Here is a 20,603-nt window from a genome sequence, read left to right as displayed (position 1 = left end):
TCAGGCTCCCCACGGCCGCAGCAGCGACCGGCCGATGATGTGGCGCTGGATCTCCGACGTGCCGTCCCAGATCCGCTCGATCCGCGCGTCGCGCCAGATCCGCTCCAGGGGCAGCTCGTCCATGAGCCCCATGCCGCCGTGGATCTGGATCGCCTCGTCGGAGACCATCGCGAGCATCTCGGTGGCCTTGAGCTTGGCCATGGCGATGTCGGCGTCGTTGACGGTGCCCTGGTCGTGCTTCCAGGCGGCGTGCAGCGTCATCAGCTCGGCGGCACGCAGCTCGGTCGCCATGTCGGCGAGCTTGAAGCCGACGCCCTGGAAGCGCCCGATCGGCTGCCCGAACTGCTCACGTGTCGCTGCCTGCCGGACCGACAGCTCGAGCGCCCGCTCGGCGCGGCCGAGGCAGGAGGCGGCGACCTGGAGCCGGGTCGAGCCGAGCCAGGTGCCCGCCAGCTCGAAGCCCTTGCCCTCCTCGCCCAGCAGCGCGTCGGCACCGACCCGGACGTCGTCGAACTCGAGGATCGAGTTGGTGTAGCCGCGGTGCGAGACGTTCCGGTAGCCGGGATGCACGTGCAGGCCGGGGGTGTCGAGGTCGACCAGGAACGTCGACATCGTCGGCCGCCCCGCGTGGTCGGCCCCGGTGACGGCTACCAGGATCACGAAGTCGGCCTCGTCGGCGTGGCTGATGAAGTGCTTGGTCCCGCGGATGACCCAGTCGTCGCCCTGACGGACCGCCTTGGTGCGCATCCCGCGCATGTCGGACCCGGCGCCGGGCTCGGTCATCGCCAGGCAGTCGATCTTCTCGCCGCGCACGCACGGGTAGAGGTAGCGCTCGCGCTGCGCCTCGGTGCCGGCGAGCAGGATGTTCGACGGGCGGACGACGCCGGTGTAGTGCAGGGCATAGCTCGCCCTGCCGAGCTCCTTCTCGTAGAGGACCCAGGTGACCGTGTCGAGCCCGGCACCGCCGACCTCCTCGGGCATGTTGGCGGCGTACAGCCCCGCCGCCAGCGCCTTCGCGCGGATCTGGGCCGCGAGCTCGGGGCGCAGCACCCCGGTGCGCTCGACCTCCTCCTCGTGGGGGTAGAGCTCGCGCTCCACGAAGGCGCGCGTCACCTCGACGATGCTGCGCTGCTCGTCGGTCAGGCCGAAGTCCATGTCGTCGTCCCTCTACTTCCCTGCGAGTGCGGCCGCCGCCGCACCCCGGCCGGTGCGGACCGCGCCCTCCATGTAGCCGGCGACCCACTGGTCGGAGCCGCACACGTAGAACGGCGGCTCGTGGGTGCCGTGCAGCGGCCCGACCGCCAACACGTCGCCGGGACGCCAGTTCGTGACGTAGCCCTGGGTCCAGGGGTCGGTGCCCCACAGCCGGGTCCAGGTCTGCAGCGGGGTCGTCGCCTGCGGGCCGTAGAGCTCGGCGACCTGGTCGAGCGCCTCGCGGGTCCGGGTCTCCGGGTCCGTGGCCGCGAACGCGGCGTACCGCTCGGGTGGCACCAGCGCCGAGAGGACGCCGTGCTGCTGCGGCCAGGTCGAGCCGAGCGTTCCCTCGCTCTCGGCGAGCGCGTTCTGGCCGCGAGCGCGCCAGAAGGGCTCGTCGTACGCCGCGACGAACTTGGCCGCCCAGGCGTGCCGTTGCCGCCGCAACGACGTCAGCCGCGCGTCGCTGACGCCGGAGATGTCGATGTCCCGGGCCGGACCCGCAGGCACCGCGATGACCACGGCGTCCGCCCGCAGCTCCTCGCCGGTGTGCGTCGTGACGACGCTGCCGGCCGGGTCGATGCGGATCCGGCGCACGGGGGTCGACAGGCGCACGTCGCGCAGTGCCTCGGCCATCGTCAGCGCGACGGTGGCCGAGCCCTCGGCCACGCGGAGGTTCTCCCACTGCTCGACGTCGTAGCTGCCGGTCGTGCCGCCGACCACGGTCTTGCGGGCGTAGGCGAAGAGGCTCTGTCGCTCGATCGAGCCGTCGGACAGGCTGAGGTGGACGAGGTCCCACAGCCGCAGCACCCCGGGCGTCGCACCCACCTCCCGCAGCCAGTCACCGACGCTGAGCCGGTCGAGCCGCTCGAGGTCGGGGCACGACCACGGGTCGTCCGGGTCGATCGAGGCGAGCACCTTTGCGAGCGCCTGCTCGACCTCGTCGTACGACGCCCGGTCGGCGTCGGTGCACCAGGACGGCCAGTCGCCGACGTCCACCGACCCGGGGACCTGCCGGGTGATCTCGCCGGGCTCCGCGACGTACGACGCGGTGAGGGTCAGGCCGAGCTCCGCGACCAGTCCGAGATAGCTGGTGTGGGCGTTGCCGACGACCTCGCCACCGAGCTGGACGCGCCGGCCGTCGGGCAGCTCGACCTGCTCGACCCGGCCGCCGACCCGGGCCCGCGCCTCCAGGACGGTGACCTGCGCACCCCCGGCCTCCAGGTCGCGGGCCGCGGCGAGCCCGGCGAGGCCGGCGCCGACGACGACGACGTCGGTCACGTGAGCACCACGGTGTGCTCGGGCAGCCAGCCGACCTCGACGCGGTCGCCGGCGTGCCACCGGTCGTCGGCCCGCATCTGCGGGAGGTTCTGCTCCAGCACGGTGAGGCTGAGGTCGGGGCCGATCGAGACGACGTACTGGGTCGTCGCGCCGTGGTAGCTGGTGGCGACGATCGTGCCGCTCACCCGGAACATCTGCGGGGTGAGCTCGCTGAGCCAGATCTTCTCGGGGCGGACGGTCACGCTGACGGCGTCGCCCTCGGCCGAGCCCTGGTGGCCGGGCACCGGGATCGACAGGTCGGCCACGGACACGCAGCCGGCCGTCCAGGTGCCGCTCATCAGGTTGCTGGTGCCGATGAAGCCGGCCGCGAAGACCGAGCTCGGCCGCTCGTAGACGTCCTCGGGTGCACCGCACTGCTCGATGACGCCGTCGTTCATGATCGCGACCCGGTCGCTCATGCTGAGCGCCTCGTCCTGGTCGTGGGTGACGAAGAGGAAGGTGATGCCGACCTCGCGCTGGATCGCCTTGAGCTCGGCCTGCATCGCGTGGCGGAGCTTGAGGTCGAGCGCCGCGAGCGGTTCGTCGAGCAGCAGCACCTTCGGCTGGTTGATGAGGGCCCGGGCCAGGGCGACCCGTTGGCGCTGACCGCCGGAGAGCCGGTTGGGCCGCTCCTTGTGCCGGTCGCCGAGCTCGACGAGCTCCAGCATCTCGGAGACGCGCGCGTCGATGGTGCGCCGGTCGAGGCCCTTGCGGCGCAGGCCGAAGCCGACGTTGCCGCGGACGTCGAGGTGCTCGAAGAGCGCGTAGCTCTGGAAGACCGTGTTGACGTCGCGCTTGTGCGGCGGCGTGCAGGTCACGTCCTCGCCGTCGACGAGGATCGTGCCGGACGTCGGGTCGCTGAAGCCGGCGATCATCCGCAGCGTCGTGGTCTTCCCGCAGCCCGACGGCCCCAGCAACGAGAAGAACTCGCCACGGGCGATGTCGAGGTCGAGGTGGTCGACGACGGTCGCGCCGGCGAAGTCCTTGGTCAGGCCGCGCAACGAGACGGAGGGCGTGCTCACCGCTGGTCACCTCCGGTGATCAGGTCGAGGCTGGACGCACCGCCGCGGTTGAAGAGCCGCGGGACCCACAGGGCGGCGACGATCAGCAGGGCGGAGGCGAGCAGCATCAGGGTGCCGATCGCGTTGATGGCGGGGGAGACCCCGAAGCGGATCGACGAGTAGACGCGCACCGGCAGCGGCTGCGGGTCGACGCCGGTGGTGAAGAACGCGAGCACGAAGTCGTCGAAGACGAGCGCGAAGACGAGCAGTCCCGCGCCGACCAGCGCCGGCACCAGGGTCGGGAGCGTCACCAGCCGGACGGCCTGGGAGGGCGTGCAGCCCAGGTCGCGCGCTGCCTCCTCGACCTCGCCGGCGATGCCGGCCAGGCGGCCCCGGACGATGACGGTCACGTAGGCGATCGAGAACGTGATCTCCGCGAGGATGACCGTGGTCATCGACAGCTTGAGACCGATCCCGGTGAAGAGCAGCAGCGCGGCCACACCGGTGACGATCTCCGGGGTGACGAGCGGGAGCAGCGTCACGGCGCCGATCACCCGGCCGCGTCGCGACGTCACCCGCTCGAGCCCGAGCGCGAGCATCGTCCCGAGCACGAGCGAGCCGAGGGTGGCGACCGTCGCGATCTTCAGGCTCGCGACCAGGGAGTCGAGCAGCGCCGTGTTGTGGACCAGGTCGTCGTACCAGCGCAGGCTGAAGCCGCCGAACGACGACAGCGACTTCTTGTCGTTGAGGCTGAAGAGGGCGACCGCCAGGATCGGCAGGTAGAGCCAGGCGAAGAAGACGGCCGTCACGATGACGGCGAGCACCGGCTTCCGCTCGAGCCTCCGGGCGCGGGCCATGGCTACGCCTCCCGCCGGCGGGTCGACGTGGCCCGCAGGTAGACCACCATGAGGGCGGTCAGGGCGGCCATCATGCCCACGGTCAGGGCGGAGCCCAGCGGCCAGTTCTGCCCCTCGGCGAACTGCTGCTGGACGAGGTTGCCCATCATGAACGTGTTCGCCCCGCCGAGCAGCTGGGCGCTGACGAAGTCGCCCAGTGCGGGAAGGAACACCAGCAGCACCCCGCCGTACAACCCGGCCCGCGTGGCGGGCAGCGTCACGCTGAAGAACGTGCGGACCGGGCCGTGGTAGAGGTCCTTGCCGGCTTCGATGAGCGAGGTGTCGAGCCGCTCCAGGGAGGCGTAGACCGGCAGGATCATGAAGACGACGAAGCCGTAGACCAGGCCGCCGATCACGGCGTACGGCGTGTTGAGGAACGTGATCCCGTCGGTCAGCCCGGAGCGGCGCAGCCCGCTGTTGACCAGGCCGTCGTCCGAGAGCAGCGCCTTCCAGGCATACATCCGCACCAGGTAGCTGGCGAAGAACGGGACGACGATCGCGGCGATGAGTGCGTTCTTGTAGCGCCCGCCGTGGAGGGCGATCGTGTAGGCGACCGGATAGGCGATCAGGGCGGAGATGACGACGGTCGCCACGGCGTACGTCAGGGACCGCAGGAACAGCTCGAGGTAGACCTCGTTCCAGATCGCCCGGTAGTTGGCGGTGCTGGTCGCGAAGGCCGGGTAGCCGTCGTTGGTGGTGCGTCCGAAGGAGAGCAGCACGATGATCGCCATGCTGGAGACGAAGAACGCGACCATCCAGGCGGTCGGCAGCGCGAGCAGCCAGCCCCACAGCGAGGTGCGCTGAGCGGATCGCGGCCGCCGGCCGCGCTCCGGGGTGACCTCCTGGCTGACCTCCTGGACGGCCATCTCAGCTCGCCTTCACTTCGGTCCACACGGCCGAGCGGCGCTGGACCTCGTCGGTGCCGAGGAGCCGGAAGACGTTCTCGTTCTCCAGGTCGGAGATCTCGACGTTGCAGGCGGGCACGTCCTTCGCGAGCTCGGCGAAGGCCGGCAGCGCGTCCTTCACCGGGAAGGGGTAGTAGAGGTAGTTCATGTTCTTGACGGCGTTCTCGGGCCGCAGCAGGTAGTCGATGAAGAGCATCGCCGTGCCGGGGTGCCGGGCGTTCGTGGGGATCGCGTAGGCGTCGGAGTTGATCGGGACACCCTCGCTCGGCGCCTGGAAGTCGAACTGCGTGGGGTCGTCGGCCAGGCCCTGGCGGAGGTAGAGGAAGTCCCCGCTCCACATGTGGTGGATCCACGCGTCGCCGCTGGTCATGTTGTTGATGTCGTCGGAGGAGTAGGCGCGGAGGTACTCCTTCTGGCTGATCAGCAGGTCCTTGATGTCGTCGAGCTCCGACTGCTTCGCGGTGTTCACGTCGTAGCCGAGGATCAGCGCGGCCATCGCGAGCGCCTCGTCCTGGTCGTCGAGGGTGAAGATGCGTCCGCGTGCCTCGTCGTTCCAGAGGTCCTTCCAGCTGTCCGTCATCGTTGAGACCTTGTCGGTGCGCCAGCCGACCCCGGTCTTGTAGACGGTGAACGGGACCGAGACCTTCGACCCGGCGTCGTACCACGGGTCGTTGAAGTAGGACCCGGAGTAGAAGACCTGGTCGGCGTTCCGCAGCTCGGCCGGGTCGATGGAGCGGAGCTTGCCCTCCTGGCGGAGCTTGACGACCCACTTGGCGATCGGGAAGACGATGTCGTACTGGTTGCCGGCCGCGAGCTTGGCGTACATGCCCTCCATCGAGTCGAAGTTGGACTCGATGATCTTGACGCCGTACTCCCTCTGGAAGCCCTTGAGCACGCTCGGTGCCAGGTAGTCGGCCCAGTTGAAGTAGACGAGGTCGCCGTCGACCTCGGCCTTCGCCGACGGGGGCAGGGGAGCGTCGGTGGGGACGTCGTCGCGGATGTAGGCGCAGCCGGGCAACGTCATCGAGGCGCCCAGAGATGCACCCAGCGCCAGGCCGCCGGCCAGGAGGCCCCGCCGTGTCGGGCGGGGCAGCTCCGGGCCGGGGCGGGGGGTCATGCCCCGGCTCCACCTTCGGCGGGGCCGTCGAAGGGCGCCGGGGCCGGCAGCGGCCCGTCGTGCCCGACCAGGATGCCGATCGCGACGGCGATCGCCGCGCGGGCCTCCGCGATGCCGAGGCCCGGCTCCCTCGCCAGGACCCGTGCGCCGAGCCCGTCGGTGAGGGCGATGGCCGTCTCGGCCACGAACCGGGGAGCGAGCTCCGTGGCGAAGACGCCCGCGGCGACCCCGTCGCTGACGATGTCGGCCACGGTGCCGTAGAGGTCCTCGTAGAGGTCGGCGCCGACCTTGGCCAGGTGGGGGTCGCGGATGCAGAGCAGCGCGAGCTCCTGCCAGAGCAGCCACTCGTCCGCTCGCTGGTGGTCGCTGGGCAGGCACCGGTCGAGGAACGACGACAGCCGCTCCGCGGGCCGGTCGCCGGCGTTGGCCATGGCGTGCTGGTTGAGCTCGGCCGACACCGCGTGGGAGTAGGTGAGCACCTCGCCGAAGAGCTGCTCCTTGGTGTCGAAGTGGTAGTGCAGCAGCCCGCTCGACACGCCGGCCGTGCGGGCGATCGAGGCCATCCGGACCTGGGCCAGGCCGTCGCGGACGATGCACTCCGCAGCCGCGGCCAGGATCTTGTCGCGGGCGTCCGCCGCCGCCTGCTGGCGCTGGTTCGCCGGACGCCGTCCGCTGTCCGTCACGCGGCCTCCCACCTACGGTCCCATTCGATTGACTGGTCAGTCAGTCAGCAGATGCTAGGGTCGGCCGCGTGAGGCGTCAAGGGTCGCCGGGGCCGGCGGCCCGGGGGTCGCTGGACGCCCTCTTCGCGCCCCGGACCGTCGCGATCGTCGGCGCCAGCGCCGACTCCGCCAAGTGGGGGCACGTCCTCAGCCAGCGGGCGCTCGCCGCACCGGGCGACCGCACGGTGCTGCTCGTCAACCGCCGTGGCGGCGAGGTGCTCGGGCGCCCGACGTACGCATCCGCTGAGTCCGCCGCAGCCGCGCACGACGTGCGCGTGGACCTCGCGGTGGTGTGCGTGCCGGCGAGCGGGTTCGTCGCGGCCGTCACCGATGCCGTGGCCGCCGGGGCGCGTGCGATCGTCGGGATCACCGCCGGACTCTCCGAGGCGGGCGGCGAGGGGGCACGGCTCGAGGCCGAGGCGCTGGCGGTGGCCCGCGACGCGGGCGCGGTGCTGCTCGGCCCGAACTGCCTCGGGGTGGTGGACACCTCGACCGGCCTCCAGCTCGCCCACGCCGTGCTGCCGTCGGGGGACGTCGCGGTCCTCAGCCAGAGCGGCAACCTGGTGCTCGACCTCGCCGGGCTGCTGGCCGATCGCGGGCTCGGTGTCTCGCGGTTCGTCTCGCTCGGCAACCAGGCCGACCTGGGCCTCGTCGACTTCCTGCTGGCCTGCGTCGACCACGACGGGACGGCGGCGGTCGCGGTCTACACCGAGGACGTCGTGGACGGTCGCGGCTTCCTCGACGCGGCCCGGGCGCTGCGCGACGCCGGCAAGCCGCTCGTGCTGCTCGCGCCGGGTCGCACCGAGGCGGCGATCCGCAGCGCGGCGTCGCACACAGGCTCGATGACCACCGCGACGATGGTCGTCGACGCCGCCTGTGCGGCCGCCGGCGCGCGGCGGGTGGACCACCCGACCCAGCTGGCCGACCTGCTGGTCGCGCTGCGGGAGCCGCGACGGATCACCGGCGATCGGGTCGCGATCCTGACCGACGGTGGCGGACACGGTGCCGTGGCCGCCGACGCGCTCGCGGCCGCCGGCCTGCGTGCCCCGGCGCTGACCGGGCAGCTGGTCGCGGAGCTCGAGTCGGCGCTGTGGGCGCAGGCGACGGTGACCAACCCCGTCGACCTGGCCGGCGCGGGGGAGCAGGACGCGGCGAGCTACGCGCGCGGCGTGGCGCTGCTGCTCGGGTCGGACCAGGTCGACGGCGTGCTGCTGACCGGCTTCTTCGGCGGCTACTCGACCGAGCAGTCGAACCTCACCGGGCCGGAGCTCGCGGCCGCCGCGCAGATGGCGGCTGCGGTCGTGGCGCAGGGCAAGCCCCTGGTCGTGCAGACCATCTACCCCGACAGCCCGTCGGCTGCGGTGCTCCGAGCGGCGGGCATCCCCGTGCACCGCGACGTCGACCGCGCCTGCGCCGTGCTGGCCGGGCTCCTCGAGCGTGACGGGGCCGGTCTCGCCGAGCCGCTGCCGGACCGCGCGCCGGCCGTCACGTCCACGTCGTACGCCGCGGCGCGGGCGCTGCTCGCCGATGCCGGCGTCGCCTTCCCGACCGCCGTGTCCGTCGTCGACGCCGCCGGCTTCGAGGCGGCGGTGTCCGGACTGCGCTTCCCCCTCGTGCTCAAGGCGACCGGGCGGCTGCACAAGTCCGACGGCGGGGGAGTCGTGCTCGGCCTCGCCGACCGCGAGGCCGCGCGGACGGCGTACGACGAGCTGGTGAGGCGGCTGGCGCCGCCGGCGGTGTCCGTGGAGGAGATGGCCGATCTCGCCGAGGGCGTGGAGCTCATCGTGGGCAGCGTCCTCGACCCGAAGTTCGGGCCGGTCGTCATGGTCGGCCTCGGCGGGGTCTTCGCCGAGGTGCTCGCCGACACCGCGTGCGCGATCGCGCCGGTGTCGCCCGACGCTGCCCGCGCGCTGCTGCGGTCGCTGCAGGGCGCGCCGCTGCTCCTCGGCGCCCGTGGGCGGCCGGCGGTCGACCTGGACGCGCTCGCCGGACTGGTCGCCCGGGTCTCGGTGCTGGCCGCCGCGCACCCCGAGGTGGCGGAGCTCGAGCTCAACCCGGTGCTGGCCGGTCCGACCGGAGTCCTGGCACTCGACGCCCGGGTCGTCCTCGGCCCCGGCCCTGACTCAGTCCTCGAGGTCGCGCAGGTAGCGCTGGTCGAAGCCGTGGACCCAGGAGTCCTTGGCGGGGAAGACGCCGTGGTCGAAGGCGCGTGACGTCACGCCGCGCTGGACCCGCTCGCACGCCTCGTTGTCCTGGTGCGTCACCCGCTCGTTGAACTCGAGGATCGGCGACGGGTCGAAGTCCGGGTCCTCGATGGCCTCGGGGCTGAAGAGGTACTCCGTCACCAGTCGGCAGCTCTGCGGGCCCGTCGGGAACACGGCGGTCGCCAGGCAGCTGGACCCGTCGACGTCGAGGAACATCGTCGGGTACACCCCGGCCCCGTAGTACGACGCCGGGTCGCCGTCCTTGTGGAAGCCCGGCAGCAGCGGCAGCCGCAGTCGCGGGTCGTCGACGATCGCCGTGCGACCGTCGGCCAGCGAGACCCCGCCGTCCGCACGCTCGCTGTCGAAGATGTTGCCCTTCTTGTACGCCGGCACGACGGCGACCAGCTCGGGGTGGATCGTCGGGCAGTGCAGGCACTCGTTGTAGTTCTCGAGGACGATCTTCCAGTTCGCCTGGACGTCGTTGACGGAGATGTGGCCGATCCGCAGCTCGGACAGGCCGAACTTCGCCAGCCCCAGCGGGTCGTCCTGCTGGTCGGCCAGGTGGTCGTGGAGGGATCGCGGCGTCTCGCGGGAGAGGTTGACGAAGACGAAGCCCTCCCAGACCTCGACGTGGACCGGCCACAGCGAGGTCGACTCCCGGTCGATCTCGTCCTTGTCGATCATCGGCGTCGTGACGAGCGTGCCGTCGAGTGCGTAGCCCCACGCGTGGTACGGGCACCGCAGGTGCGAGCGCACCTCCCCGCTCTCGTCGTCGCAGATCCGGGACCCGCGGTGGCGGCACACGTTGTAGAAGCCCCGGACCCGGTCGTCCTTGCCGCGGACCACGAGGATGCTCTCGTCGGCGATCTCGACGCGCAGCCACGACCCGGGCCGGGCGACCCGTTCGGCCCGCCCGACGTAGACCCAGTTGCGGTAGAAGACCCGCTCCTTGTCGACGGCGTACGTCTCGTCCGAGTGGTACGCCGGCCCGGGCAGGGTCTTGCGGATCGTGGACGCCATTCGCTAACTGTACAGTCAGTCAGTTGCCTGCGGATAGCCGCGCGAGCCGGCTCGCGAGGGTCGGGACGACGATGCAGGCCGCCACGGTGTGCAGGCCGATCAGCGTCGCCGCGGACGCGGCGTCGAACCCGACGACCAGGTCGGGCACGTAGGACAGCACGGTGAGGGCGATCGCGGTGCGCACGAACGTACGCCGCGGCCGGCGTGCGCGGCGCGCCATCACGGCGGCGAGGCCGACGCCGAGGAGCGAGAACATCAACGTCAGCTGGGCGAACCCGGCGAGCGGGATGCTCGCGCCGGTGCTGTCGGCGAAGGAGACGCCGGCCGCCGAGGCGATCGCCGCGAGCGAGGTGGTGGCGACCGAGGCGACGACCGAGGCCGCAAGGCCGTGCCTCCAGACGGTCGGACGCCGGGTGGCCCGGGTGGCGCTGGTCCTGCTGGTGGGGGAGTACGTCGTGGACATGTCGCTGCTCCATCTGTGTGGCGGCCGCGGGGTGCGACCTGCTCTCACCACTTCCACGAACGGGGAGGTACTCCGTACGACACCTCCGCCGGATTTTTCTCATCAGCCCGCGGATCGGTCATGTGGTGTCGTATCCATGCCCCACCGTTCGTGGAGCTGGCATGGGACGGTCGACGGGACCGTCCGCGACGAAGGAGGCACGAGATGGCCCACTACCTGCTCAGCGTCCACGGCCCGGCCGACCTGGGCGAGTACGGCAGCTACGGATCGCGAGAGGAGATGGAGGAGGCGTTCGCGGCGACCGGCGCGTTCAACGAGCAGCTCAAGGCCGACGGCTACTGGGTCTTCGGCGGCGGACTGCGATCGGCGAGCACGGCGACCGTCGTCGACGGCCAGGGAGAGGCTCCGGTGATGACGGACGGTCCCTACCTGGAGACCAAGGAGTACATCGGCGGCTTCTGGGTCGTCGACGCGCCTGACCTCGACGTCGCCCTCCGGTTGGCGGCTGCCGGTTCGAAGGCGTGCCGCGGCAAGGTCGAGGTCAGGCCGTTCGAGGGCCTCGCCTGAGCGCGGATCGGTGCCGTGGCTCAGGGGCGCGGATAGCCGCGCCGGACGGTCCGGTCCAGGATGCCGAGGGTGCCGCGCAAGGCGTTCTCGGACAGCACCGGGAAGATGCCGGCGTCGCGCCACTCCGGGGCGATGTCGGACCAGTCGTAGAACGACGTGACGAGCGTGCCGTCGTCGACCGGCTCGAGCCGGTAGCCGTAGACGTGGCCGATCTGCGGCCTGATCCGGCCGAGGACCGTCCAGGAGATCAGGCGGTCGGCCTCGAAGTCGCGGATCGTGACGGTCACGTCGTACCTGCCCATCTCGGGGTAGTCGTTGAGCGACTCGCGGTCCATGTGGATGACGAAGGTGTCGCCGGCGGCTCCCACCCGCTCGCCCTCCGCGTCCTGCAGCATCCCCGAGGAGTCGATCGCCACGTGTCCCTGCGGGTCGCACAGCAGCGCGAAGATGTCGGTCGCGGGCGCCGCGATGGTGCGGGAGGTCTCGATCCGGGTCGCAGGCATGCGCCGATCCTGGCACGGGTACGCACCCGGCATGGGAGTGGAGACCGGCCGCATCACGACGGACATCCCGGCACGCCTGGACCGGCTGCCGTGGGCACGATGGCACTGGATGGTCGTGATCGGCCTCGGGACCGTGTGGATCCTCGACGGGCTCGAGGTCACGATCGTCGGCTCGATGTCGGAGGCGCTGAAGCCGTCCGACACCGGCCTCGGGCTGAGCAGCTTCGACATCGGCCTGGCGGGCGCGGTGTACGTCGCCGGCGCCTGCATCGGCGCCCTGCTCTTCGGCCAGCTCACCGACCGGTTCGGCCGCAAGAAGCTCTTCCTGATCACCCTGGGCGTCTACATCGTCGCCACGGTGCTGACGGCGTTCTCGATGACGCCGCTGTGGTACTTCTGCGCCCGCTTCCTGACCGGCATGGGCATCGGCGGTGAGTACGCCGCCATCAACTCCGCCATCGACGAGCTGATCCCCGCGACGTACCGCGGCCGCGTCGACGTCGCGATCAACGGCTCGTTCTGGGTTGGCGCCGCACTCGGCTCCCTGCTCACGATCCCGCTGCTCGACCCGACCATCGTCGACCCCGCCTGGGGCTGGCGGCTCGCCTTCGGGCTCGGCGCCGTCCTCGCGGTCGGCATCCTCATCGTGCGGCGGCACGTGCCGGAGAGCCCGCGCTGGCTCTTCATCCACGGCCGCGAGGACGAGGGCGAGCGGATCGTGCAGAGCATCGAGCACACGGTGGAGGAGGAGAGCGGCCACGGCCTCGACCCGGTGCACGACACGATCACGATCCGCCAGCGCACGACGATCGGCATCGGCGAGATCGCCCGCACCGTCTTCACGCTCTACCCGAAGCGGACGCTGGTCTGCTTCGCGCTCTTCGTCGGGCAGGCCTTCCTCTACAACGCCTTCTTCTTCACGTACGGCGACACCCTGACCACCTTCCTCGACGTGAAGCAGACCGGCTGGTACCTCGCGATCTTCGCCGTCAGCAACTTCGCCGGCGCGCTCCTGCTCAGCAGGCTCTTCGACACCGTCGGCCGGGTCCGGATGATCGCCGGCACCTACATCCTCTCGGGGGTGCTGCTCGGCGCCACGGGCCTCGTCCTCGGCAGCGTCACCGCCGTGACCCTCACGCTGATGGGCGCGATCATCTTCTTCTTCGCCTCGGCCGGCGCGAGCGCGGCGTACCTCACCGCGAGCGAGGTCTTCCCGATGGAGACGCGGGCGCTGTGCATCGCGTTCTTCTACGCGATCGGCACGGCCGCGGGTGGCATCAGCGGCCCGCTCTTCTTCGGATGGCTGATCGACCGTGCGTCCGAGAGCGGCGACATCACCAAGATCGCGGTCGGCTACTTCGTCGGCGCGGCGCTGATGGTGGTGGCCGGCGTGATCCAGGCGTTCCTCGGGACCAAGGCGGAGGGCAAGTCCCTGGAGGACATCGCCGCGCCGCTGACCGCCGACGAGCCCGAGGCAGCGACGGCCTGAGCCTTGGCCGATCTCCGTAGGCTGAGGTCATGACGGGCATCGTCGTACTCCTGGTCCTGGCCGCCATCGTCGTTGCGGCGGTGGTTGCACAGCGCCGCTCCAAGCAGCGCGAGCTGGAGCGCACGGAGGCCGAGCTGGCGCCGGTGCGCAAGCTGGCCTTCGAGGACGTGACAGCGCTCGGTGAGCAGCTCCAGGAGCTGGACCGCGACCTGGCCGGCCACGAGCTGGATGCCGGCGCGAACGCCGACTACCAGCGCGCGCTGGACGCCTATGAGTCAGCGAAGACGTCGGTCGAGGCGATCGCCGAGCCCGACGACATCCGCCACGTCACCCAGATCCTGGACGACGGTCGCTACGCGATCGCCTGCGTGCGTGCCCGGGTGGACGGCCAGCCGTTGCCGGCCCGACGGCCGGCGTGCTTCTTCGACCCGCGCCACGGGCTGTCCGTGGCCGACGTCCTCTGGTCGCCGCCGGCCGGGGTCCCGCGCGACGTACCCGCGTGCGCGCTCGACGCCGAGCGGGTCCGCGCAGGTGCCGACCCCGACTCCCGGATGGTGATGGTCGGCGCGCAGCGGGTGCCGTACTACGAGGGTGGCCGCGCCTACCAGCCGTACGCCGCAGGCTACTTCGGCGCGTTCGGTCCGATGGAGATCATGTTCGCCGGGATGCTCTTCGGTGGCCTGGGCGGCTTCGACATGATGGGCGACGGCCTGGGCGCGATCGGGGACGGGATCGGCGACCTCGGCGACGGCATCGGCGACTTCGGCGGCTTCGACTTCTGAGATGCGACGGGTCCTGCTGCTGACGCTCGTCGTCACGATGCTCGGCGCCGCACCCTCGACCGCGGCGCCGCCGCCGCCGCTGCCGACCGGGACGGACGTCGACTACCAGCTCGGCGGCGTCCGCGCCACGCCGGAGCACGTCGGCATCGTGGTGCGCGACCGCGAGGCCCGGCCGGTGCCTGGTCGCTACAACGTCTGCTACGTCAACGGCTTCCAGACCCAGCCGGGGGAGCGGGCACTGTGGCGGCGGCACCCCGACCTGGTGCTGCGCGACCACGGGCGCCCGGTCGTCGACGAGGCCTGGGGCGAGCAGCTGCTCGACGTACGCACCGCACCCAAGCGGCAGCGCCTCGCCGACATCGTCGGACGGTGGACCCGCGGCTGCGCCCGCGACGGGTACGACGCGGTGGAGTACGACAACCTCGACTCGTTCACCCGCAGCCGCGGCCTGTTGACGCGTCGGCAGGCGCTCGCGTACGCCCGGCTGCTCGTCCGAGGAGCGCACCGAGCCGGCCTCGCGGCGGGGCAGAAGAACCTCGCCGACCTCGACGGGACGCGGATCGGCTACGACTTCGCGGTCGCCGAGGAGTGCGGCCGCTACCGCGAGTGCGGGAGCTACGTGCGCGCGTACGGCGACCGCGTGCTGGCGATCGAGTACCGCGCACGCGACTTCCGCCGCACGTGCGCGCAGTACGGCGACCGGCTCGCGGTCGTGCTGCGGGATCGCGACCTGAGCCCCACCGGAGTGCGCCGCTTCTGCTGATCTAGGCTCGCGGCATGGCCCTGCACACGACCTCGCTCGGGGAGAGCGGGCCGCTGGTGGCCTTCTGCCACGGCCTCTTCGGCCAGGGCAAGAACTGGACGTCCATCGCCAAGACGATCGCCGCCGACCACCGGGTGCTGCTGGTCGACATGCCCAACCACGGGCGCTCGTCCTGGCGCGACCGCTTCGACTACGTCGACGTCGCCGACCAGGTCGCCGAGCTCTTCAGCGCCGACGACCCGGTCGCGCTGGTCGGCCACTCAATGGGCGGCAAGGCCGCGATGGTGCTCGCGCTGCGGCACCCCGAGCTCGTCGAGCGGCTCTGTGTCGTCGACGTCTCGCCGGTGGCCTACCGAACCCGCAGCGAGTTCTCCGGCTACATCGAGGCGATGCAGGCGGTCGACCTGACCCGGCTCGAGCGCCGCGCCGAGGCGGACGCGGCGCTCCAGGACGCCGTCCCGGACCCGACGATCCGCAGCTTCCTCCTGCAGAACCTCCGCCACGAGGGCGAGAGGTGGGCCTGGCAGCCCAACCTCGACGTGCTCGGTCGCGACATCGACCGGCTCGGCGGCTGGCCGGACGAGGAGCTCGCCGGCACCCCGCCGTACGACGGGCCGACGCTGTGGGTCAACGGTCAGGACTCGGGCTACGTGCGCGAGAAGTTCGTGGCCGCGATGGACCACTGGTTCCCGCGCAACCGGCGCGTGACGATCAAGGGAGCCGGGCACTGGGTGCACTCCGAGCAGCCGGCGGTCTTCACCGAGGTGCTGCGCCGCTTCCTGGTCTGATGCTGCTCAGACCCGCTCCTTCTCGCGCTCGTTGACGCTCACCAGGTAGTCGTAGACCGAGGTGGCGAGTGCGGTCCACTTCGAGACCGGGACCGCTCGGGCCATGTTGCGGAACTCCATGATCACGCCCGAGGGCTTCCCGAAGCCGCCCTCACCGACCGAGTCGAACTTGTTGCCGAGCCGGCCCAGACCCTCGAGCTTGTCCTTGATCGCGGGGTTGCTCTTGGCGGAAAGCATGTCCTGCCCGAAGACGATGCTCGACAGCCACTGCCCCCGGGTGATCTGCAGGCCGGGTGCGTCCTCGATCCCGCCCTGGAGGCCGGCGTGGTAGTCCTTGAGGATTCCTCGCTCGTATACCTTCGCGGCCTCGGTGCCCGGGAGGTCGGCGACGTCGAGGACCCAGGCCGCGAACGCGTCGGGGTCCATCCGGACGTCCTGGCGTTCCATCTGGTCGAGACGGTTGAACATCGACGCGAAGTCGGTGCGCATCAGCATGGATCCCGAGAGCAGCTTCGCGTAGCTGAGCGGAGGAGTGTCCTGGGTGCTCACGAACTTCCCGTTGTGCACGTACATCGCGAGGATCGCCACGAGCGCCTTCAGCTGCTTGCTCGGCGTGCCCATGAGGTTCTTCGGTGCAGGCACGGTCTCGACCCGCCCGGCGAAGATCGCCGGACCCTTCGTCGACCCGCTCACCTTGTCCAGGTCCTCGGCGCCGGTCGCATGCTCCTCCGACAGTCCGGTCTTGTCGCCCGCCTGTCCCATCTCGGCCATCAGGTCGAGGAGCTTGTCGAAGGCCACGCCGCCGGTGACCTGCGGGTTGGCGATCACGTTCCTCGTGGGGTGGATCCATGCCTTCGGATCAGCACCCTTCACGCCGGTGTCGGACATCGCGACGCTCGGGTCGCGGTCGGGCACCTGGAAGGTGCCGATCTCGTCCAGGATCTCGTCGCGGTCCTTGCCCTCGTCCTGGAGCCGGCTCTCCTCCTCGCGGTACTCGTCGTGCTTCTCCTGAAAGACCTGGCTGTACGCCGTGTCGGCCTTCGTCACGGCCTTCTTCCCGGCCGCAGCGCGCATCCGCTCCACGTCGGCGACCATCTGCTCCATGATCGTCTCGAGCTTGTCGCGCTGGTCCTCGCCGAGCGGCGGGTCGACCACGAACTCGATCGCCGATCCGTAGTCGGAGTGCTCGTCGGCCTCCATCCGGAATCCGTCGTACTGCTTGAGGACGGCGGTCTTGCCGTACGGCTCGAAGCGCTTGCGCAGGGTGTTGCGTCGGCGCTTCACGATCACGTTGGTCTCGAACTCGAACCCGACGGCGCGGTGGACCATCCGGTGGGCACCGGCGCCCTGCTGCTCGACGTGGGCGAGCTCGTGGGCGATCAGCCGCTCGCCGGACTCGTCGCCGGGCCGGTAGGCGCCCTGCGAGAAGAACATGTCGTTGCCGACCGTGAACGCAGTCGCCGACATCTGCCGCGAGAGCGCGTCCGCCTCGCCGTCGGTGTGCACGTTGACGTGGGCGAAGGAAGACCCGAAGGCGCCCTCCATGCGCCGGCGGACACCGGCGTCGAGCGCGCCGCCGCGGCCCAGGCGCGAGGTCAGGCGCTGCTCGGTGCCGCCGTCGAGCGCGCCGCCGGCCAGCCCGATCGCGCCGCTCGGCGCCCGGGCGGAGCGGCGTACGCCGTGGGCGTGGTCGTGGTCGTGCTCGCGGTGTGGTGCGAGGCGGGCGAGGGCGTCGTCGGCGCGCCGGTCGGCGTCGACCTCGGCCCGGTCGTCCGCGGCACCGACGACGAGCGGCACCGGCGCGGCCGGGGCGGACTCGGGCTCGATCACGTCCTGCGACGGCTGCTGCTCACGCTCCGGTTCCGCGTAGACCGGTCCTGCGCCCATTCCGAGATCCCCACTGTCGGTGGTCCGAGTGCCCCCGGAGGAGACGCTAGCCAGTCGCGGACCGGGCGGGCATGACCCGCACGGGGCATTTCCCGGGGGCGGAGCAGGGGAGGGAGGTCAGTCCTTCGCCTGGCGGGCCCGGTAGGCCGCCACCGCGTTGCGGTTGCCGCAGGCGGTCGAGCAGAAGCGGCGGGACCGGTTGCGGGAGAGGTCGAGCACGACCCCGGTGCAGGTCTCGTCGGCGCAGATCCCGAAGCGGGACAGCTGGTCGTCGCGGACGACGTCGATCATCGCCATCGCGGTGTCGACCACGATCCGGGTCGCCGGGTCGGCGTCCGCCGAGACGCCGTGCAGGTGCCAGTCCCACTCGCCGTGGCGGACCAGCTGGGGCGTCGTGCCCGCCGAGGCGAGCAGCTCGTTGACCAGCTCGGCGGTCCGGTCCCGGTCGGACGTCATCAGCTCGTAGAGGATGTGCCGCACCGCTCGCACGCTCTCGAGCTCGGCCGGACCCGAGGTGCGGTGGTTGGTGTGCATGTACTCGGCGTACCAGAGGTCCAGCTCGTCGATCGTCGTCAACGTGTCCGTCGTGACGGCGGAGTTCACCAGCACTACTGCAGCCTGCAGCATCACCGCGGTGTCATCCGTGAAAAGCACGGTTGCAGATTACAGGCTCCGGTCGACGTCCGTAGAGATATCGCCGATAGCATGAAGCGTGAGCAAAGTCGCCGACGACACGCCTGCCCTGACGCCGAGCGCGTCACAGGGCTCCCGACTCGCCAGCGGCCTCGGCTTCGCGATCGTCTGCGCAGTGACCTTCGGGCTGTCCGGGCCGCTGGCGCGACCGCTGCTCGACGTCGGGTGGAGCCCGGGGGCGATCGTGCTGATCCGGATCTCGGTCGCGGCGATCGTCGTGCTCCCGTTCGGGCTGGTCACGCTGCGCGGGCGCTGGGACCTGCTGCGCCGCAACGCTGCGCTGGTGACGCTGTACGGCGTCCTCGCCGTCGCGGGCGCGCAGTTCTGCTACTTCTCGGCCGTCGCGCACATGCAGGTCGGGCCGGCGCTGCTGATCGAGTACACGGCGCCCGCGACGGTGGTCTGCTGGATGTGGCTCCGCCACGGGCAACGTCCGGGTCGGCTGACCCTCCTGGGCGCGGCGGTTGCGGCCGTCGGCCTGGTGCTGGTCCTCGACCTGGCGTCCGGCGCCAGCCTGGACCCGGTCGGTGTGGCCTGGGCGCTGGCGGCGATGGTCGGGGCGGCGACCTTCTTCGTGATCTCGGCCGACGAGGACAACGGCCTGCCGCCCATGGTGCTGGCGGCCTGCGGGCTGCTGGTCGGGGCCGCCGTGCTGGGGATCGCCGGGCTGGTCGGCCTGCTGCCGATGAGGGCCTCGACCAGCGCGGTGGCGTACGCCGGCGTCGACGTCGACTGGTGGGTGCCGCTGGTCGTCCTGGGCGTCGTGACCGCCGCGGTGCCGTACACGACGGGCGTCGCGGCGAGTCGGCGCCTCGGCTCGCGCCTGGCGTCGTTCGTGGCCCTGCTCGAGGTCGTCGCGGCCGTCGTGTTCGCCTGGCTGCTGCTCGACGAGCTGCCACGCCCGATCCAGCTGGTCGGCGGCCTGCTGATCATGGCCGGCGTCGTCGGGGTGAAGCTGGGGGAGCGCACCACCGCCACCGACCACTCCCTGGAGCTGCCCTAGGTGTTCTGTCCACGCAGGTTGGTCACGAGCTGGATGGGTGACTTGCCGCGGAGTGCGGTGTGGCCGCGGTGGTGATTGTAGGTGTGTAGCCAGGCGGGGTNTGTTCTGTCCACGCAGGTTGGTCACGAGCTGGATGGGTGACTTGCCGCGGAGTGCGGTGTGGCCGCGGTGGTGATTGTAGGTGTGTAGCCAGGCGGGGTAGGCGGCTGCGCGTTCGGACTCGGAGCGGTACTCGCAGGCGTAGGCCCATTCTTCGAGCAGGGTGCGGTTGAAGCGTTCGACCTTCCCGTTGGTTTGGGGCCGGTAAGGACGGGTCCGGCGGTGCTTGATCCCGCCCGATGCGAGGGTCTTGGCCCATAGTTTGGAGCGGTAGCAGGAGCCGTTGTCGGTCAGCACCGCTTTGATGGTGATGCCGTGGGCGGCGAACCAGGCGCGGGCTCGTCGCCAGAACCCGACGGCCGTCTCTTTGCGCTCGTCGGCGTGGATCTCGGAGTAGGCCAGGCGCGAGTGGTCGTCGACCGCGTGGTGGATGTAGGCGTAGCCACGAGAGCCCGCCGCGCCGGCGCGAGCGGCCTTCTCACGGATGGACTTGACGCGGAGGTCTTGGGCCGAGCCGCGGCCGTGGATGCGCCAGCCGCCGCCATCGGGGATCCGGCCGAGCTTCTTGACGTCGACGTGGATCAGGTCACCGGGAGCGTCGTGGACGTAGCCGTTGGTGGCCCGGCGGCTCATCTGGGGGCCACGGATCCGGGTGCCGGTGGCGGGATCGGTCCAGGTCAGGGGTGGGCAGCCGAAACGGGTCAGGATCTTGTGCACCGTCGAGACAGCCATGCCGAGCCGGTAGGCGATCCGAGCTGGCCCCCACCGCCGTGAGACCCGCAGCCCGATCACGCGGCGTTCACGTCTGGTCGCGGTCCGGCGCGGGGAGGTGTGCGGGCGCGAAGACCGGTCCACCAGGCCGTCGCGGCCCAGCTCCCGGTATCGGTTGGCCCAGCGGCGCGCGGTCGTGACCGAGCAGTTCCATCGTTCAGCGGCTCGGCGAAGCGGCCAGTTCTTGTCGACGATCAGCTGGGCCAAGCGGAGCCGCCCGTTCGGGGTCAGGCAAGCGTTAGCGTGGGACACGAAGACCTCCGTGGTGATTCAGGTGTGGGTGCGTGGTTGCTCCACACCTCACCCGGAGGTCTTCGTCATCGTCCAGCAGGCACGCCGTACCTAACGTCCGTGATCAGTACASCTAGGGCGTCTACTCCCGGCCGAACCAGCGACTGACCCGCTCGGCGCCGAAC

The 20,603-nt window shown here is 71.1% G+C and carries 20 protein-coding genes; 7 read left to right on the top strand and 13 right to left on the bottom strand.

The annotated features are described in order from the left end of the window. From ASC77_RS08175 to ASC77_RS08145, 7 genes are read right to left on the bottom strand one after another with little or no spacing between them, the layout of a single operon-like run. Entirely contained in the window at positions 1 to 1,155 is a 1,155-nt protein-coding gene (locus ASC77_RS08175) for an acyl-CoA dehydrogenase family protein (RefSeq protein WP_056150923.1), read from the bottom strand. A 12-nt stretch (positions 1,156 to 1,167) separates the two neighbouring features. After that, positions 1,168 to 2,475, bottom strand: coding sequence for a flavin monoamine oxidase family protein (locus tag ASC77_RS08170; RefSeq protein WP_056150921.1), 1,308 nt, complete (start codon positions 2,473 to 2,475; stop codon positions 1,168 to 1,170). Beyond that, entirely contained in the window at positions 2,472 to 3,536 is a 1,065-nt protein-coding gene (locus ASC77_RS08165) for an ABC transporter ATP-binding protein (protein ID WP_056150919.1), read from the bottom strand. The genes ASC77_RS08170 and ASC77_RS08165 overlap by 4 nt, the downstream gene beginning before the upstream one ends. Continuing rightward, positions 3,533 to 4,372 (bottom strand): ABC transporter permease, encoded by an 840-nt coding sequence (locus ASC77_RS08160; protein ID WP_056150917.1) that lies wholly within the window; start codon positions 4,370 to 4,372, stop codon positions 3,533 to 3,535. Before ASC77_RS08160 ends, ASC77_RS08165 begins: the two co-directional genes overlap by 4 nt. Positions 4,373 to 4,374: 2 nt before the next feature. After that, a complete protein-coding gene (locus ASC77_RS08155; protein ID WP_056150916.1) occupies positions 4,375 to 5,277 on the bottom strand; it encodes an ABC transporter permease in 903 nt (300 codons plus the stop codon). 1 nt (position 5,278) lies between these two features. Continuing rightward, complete coding sequence (locus tag ASC77_RS08150; protein ID WP_082574583.1) at positions 5,279 to 6,433, bottom strand: spermidine/putrescine ABC transporter substrate-binding protein; 1,155 nt, start codon at positions 6,431 to 6,433, stop codon at positions 5,279 to 5,281. Then, complete coding sequence (locus ASC77_RS08145) at positions 6,430 to 7,116, bottom strand: TetR/AcrR family transcriptional regulator (protein ID WP_056150913.1); 687 nt, start codon at positions 7,114 to 7,116, stop codon at positions 6,430 to 6,432. Before ASC77_RS08145 ends, ASC77_RS08150 begins: the two co-directional genes overlap by 4 nt. 68 nt (positions 7,117 to 7,184) lie before the next feature. Here ASC77_RS08145 and ASC77_RS08140 point away from each other — a divergent pair, with 68 nt between their 5' ends. Continuing rightward, positions 7,185 to 9,368, top strand: a complete 2,184-nt coding sequence (locus tag ASC77_RS08140) for an acetate--CoA ligase family protein (protein WP_056150911.1) — start codon at positions 7,185 to 7,187, stop codon at positions 9,366 to 9,368. Here ASC77_RS08140 and ASC77_RS08135 read toward each other — a convergent pair. Next, entirely contained in the window at positions 9,279 to 10,379 is a 1,101-nt protein-coding gene (locus ASC77_RS08135; protein WP_056150908.1) for an aromatic ring-hydroxylating oxygenase subunit alpha, read from the bottom strand. The two genes, ASC77_RS08140 and ASC77_RS08135, sit on opposite strands and share 90 nt — an antisense overlap. A 19-nt stretch (positions 10,380 to 10,398) precedes the next feature. Further along, positions 10,399 to 10,842: a DUF6069 family protein gene (locus ASC77_RS08130; RefSeq protein ID WP_056150906.1), complete on the bottom strand. Its 444-nt coding sequence runs from the start codon at positions 10,840 to 10,842 to the stop codon at positions 10,399 to 10,401. 204 nt (positions 10,843 to 11,046) lie between these two features. Between ASC77_RS08130 and ASC77_RS08125 the strand changes: the two genes are divergently transcribed. Further along, positions 11,047 to 11,409, top strand: a complete 363-nt coding sequence (locus ASC77_RS08125) for a YciI family protein (RefSeq protein ID WP_056150904.1) — start codon at positions 11,047 to 11,049, stop codon at positions 11,407 to 11,409. Between the two features lie 20 nt (positions 11,410 to 11,429). Here ASC77_RS08125 and ASC77_RS08120 read toward each other — a convergent pair whose 3' ends face one another. Then, entirely contained in the window at positions 11,430 to 11,912 is a 483-nt protein-coding gene (locus ASC77_RS08120) for an SRPBCC family protein (RefSeq protein WP_056150902.1), read from the bottom strand. Between the two features lie 31 nt (positions 11,913 to 11,943). On the opposite strand from ASC77_RS08120, the gene ASC77_RS08115 reads away from it, so the two are divergent. The 4 genes from ASC77_RS08115 to ASC77_RS08100 are packed head-to-tail and all read left to right on the top strand — an operon-like array spanning position 11,944 to position 15,734. Continuing rightward, positions 11,944 to 13,401 (top strand): MFS transporter, encoded by a 1,458-nt coding sequence (locus ASC77_RS08115; RefSeq protein ID WP_056150899.1) that lies wholly within the window; start codon positions 11,944 to 11,946, stop codon positions 13,399 to 13,401. A gap of 29 nt (positions 13,402 to 13,430) precedes the next feature. Next, a complete protein-coding gene (locus tag ASC77_RS08110) occupies positions 13,431 to 14,183 on the top strand; it encodes a hypothetical protein (protein WP_056150896.1) in 753 nt (250 codons plus the stop codon). 1 nt (position 14,184) lies between these two features. Continuing rightward, on the top strand, positions 14,185 to 14,946 hold the full coding sequence (locus ASC77_RS08105) for an endo alpha-1,4 polygalactosaminidase (protein WP_056150894.1): 762 nt from the start codon (positions 14,185 to 14,187) through the stop codon (positions 14,944 to 14,946). A 14-nt stretch (positions 14,947 to 14,960) separates the two neighbouring features. Beyond that, complete coding sequence (locus tag ASC77_RS08100) at positions 14,961 to 15,734, top strand: alpha/beta fold hydrolase (protein WP_056150893.1); 774 nt, start codon at positions 14,961 to 14,963, stop codon at positions 15,732 to 15,734. Between the two features lie 6 nt (positions 15,735 to 15,740). Here ASC77_RS08100 and ASC77_RS08095 read toward each other — a convergent pair whose 3' ends face one another. Beyond that, on the bottom strand, positions 15,741 to 17,621 hold the full coding sequence (locus ASC77_RS08095) for a DUF4157 domain-containing protein (RefSeq protein WP_056150890.1): 1,881 nt from the start codon (positions 17,619 to 17,621) through the stop codon (positions 15,741 to 15,743). A 117-nt stretch (positions 17,622 to 17,738) separates the two neighbouring features. After that, the gene (locus tag ASC77_RS08090) at positions 17,739 to 18,275 is read right to left on the bottom strand and encodes a CGNR zinc finger domain-containing protein (protein ID WP_056150888.1); all 537 of its coding nucleotides are present in this window, start codon (positions 18,273 to 18,275) and stop codon (positions 17,739 to 17,741) included. Positions 18,276 to 18,333: 58 nt separating this feature from the next. Here ASC77_RS08090 and ASC77_RS08085 point away from each other — a divergent pair, with 58 nt between their 5' ends. Continuing rightward, positions 18,334 to 19,317, top strand: coding sequence for an EamA family transporter (locus ASC77_RS08085; protein WP_056150886.1), 984 nt, complete (start codon positions 18,334 to 18,336; stop codon positions 19,315 to 19,317). A 101-nt stretch (positions 19,318 to 19,418) separates the two neighbouring features. Here the strand turns inward: ASC77_RS08085 and ASC77_RS26065 are convergent. Continuing rightward, positions 19,419 to 20,439 (bottom strand): IS481 family transposase (locus ASC77_RS26065; protein ID WP_156391076.1); only part of this gene is annotated, 1,021 nt, incomplete at its 3' end. Between the last annotated feature and the right edge of the window lie 164 nt (positions 20,440 to 20,603).

The organism is Nocardioides sp. Root1257, assembly GCF_001425175.1.
Classification (GTDB): domain Bacteria; phylum Actinomycetota; class Actinomycetes; order Propionibacteriales; family Nocardioidaceae; genus Nocardioides.
This window is presented reverse-complemented; position numbering and strand designations above follow the sequence as displayed.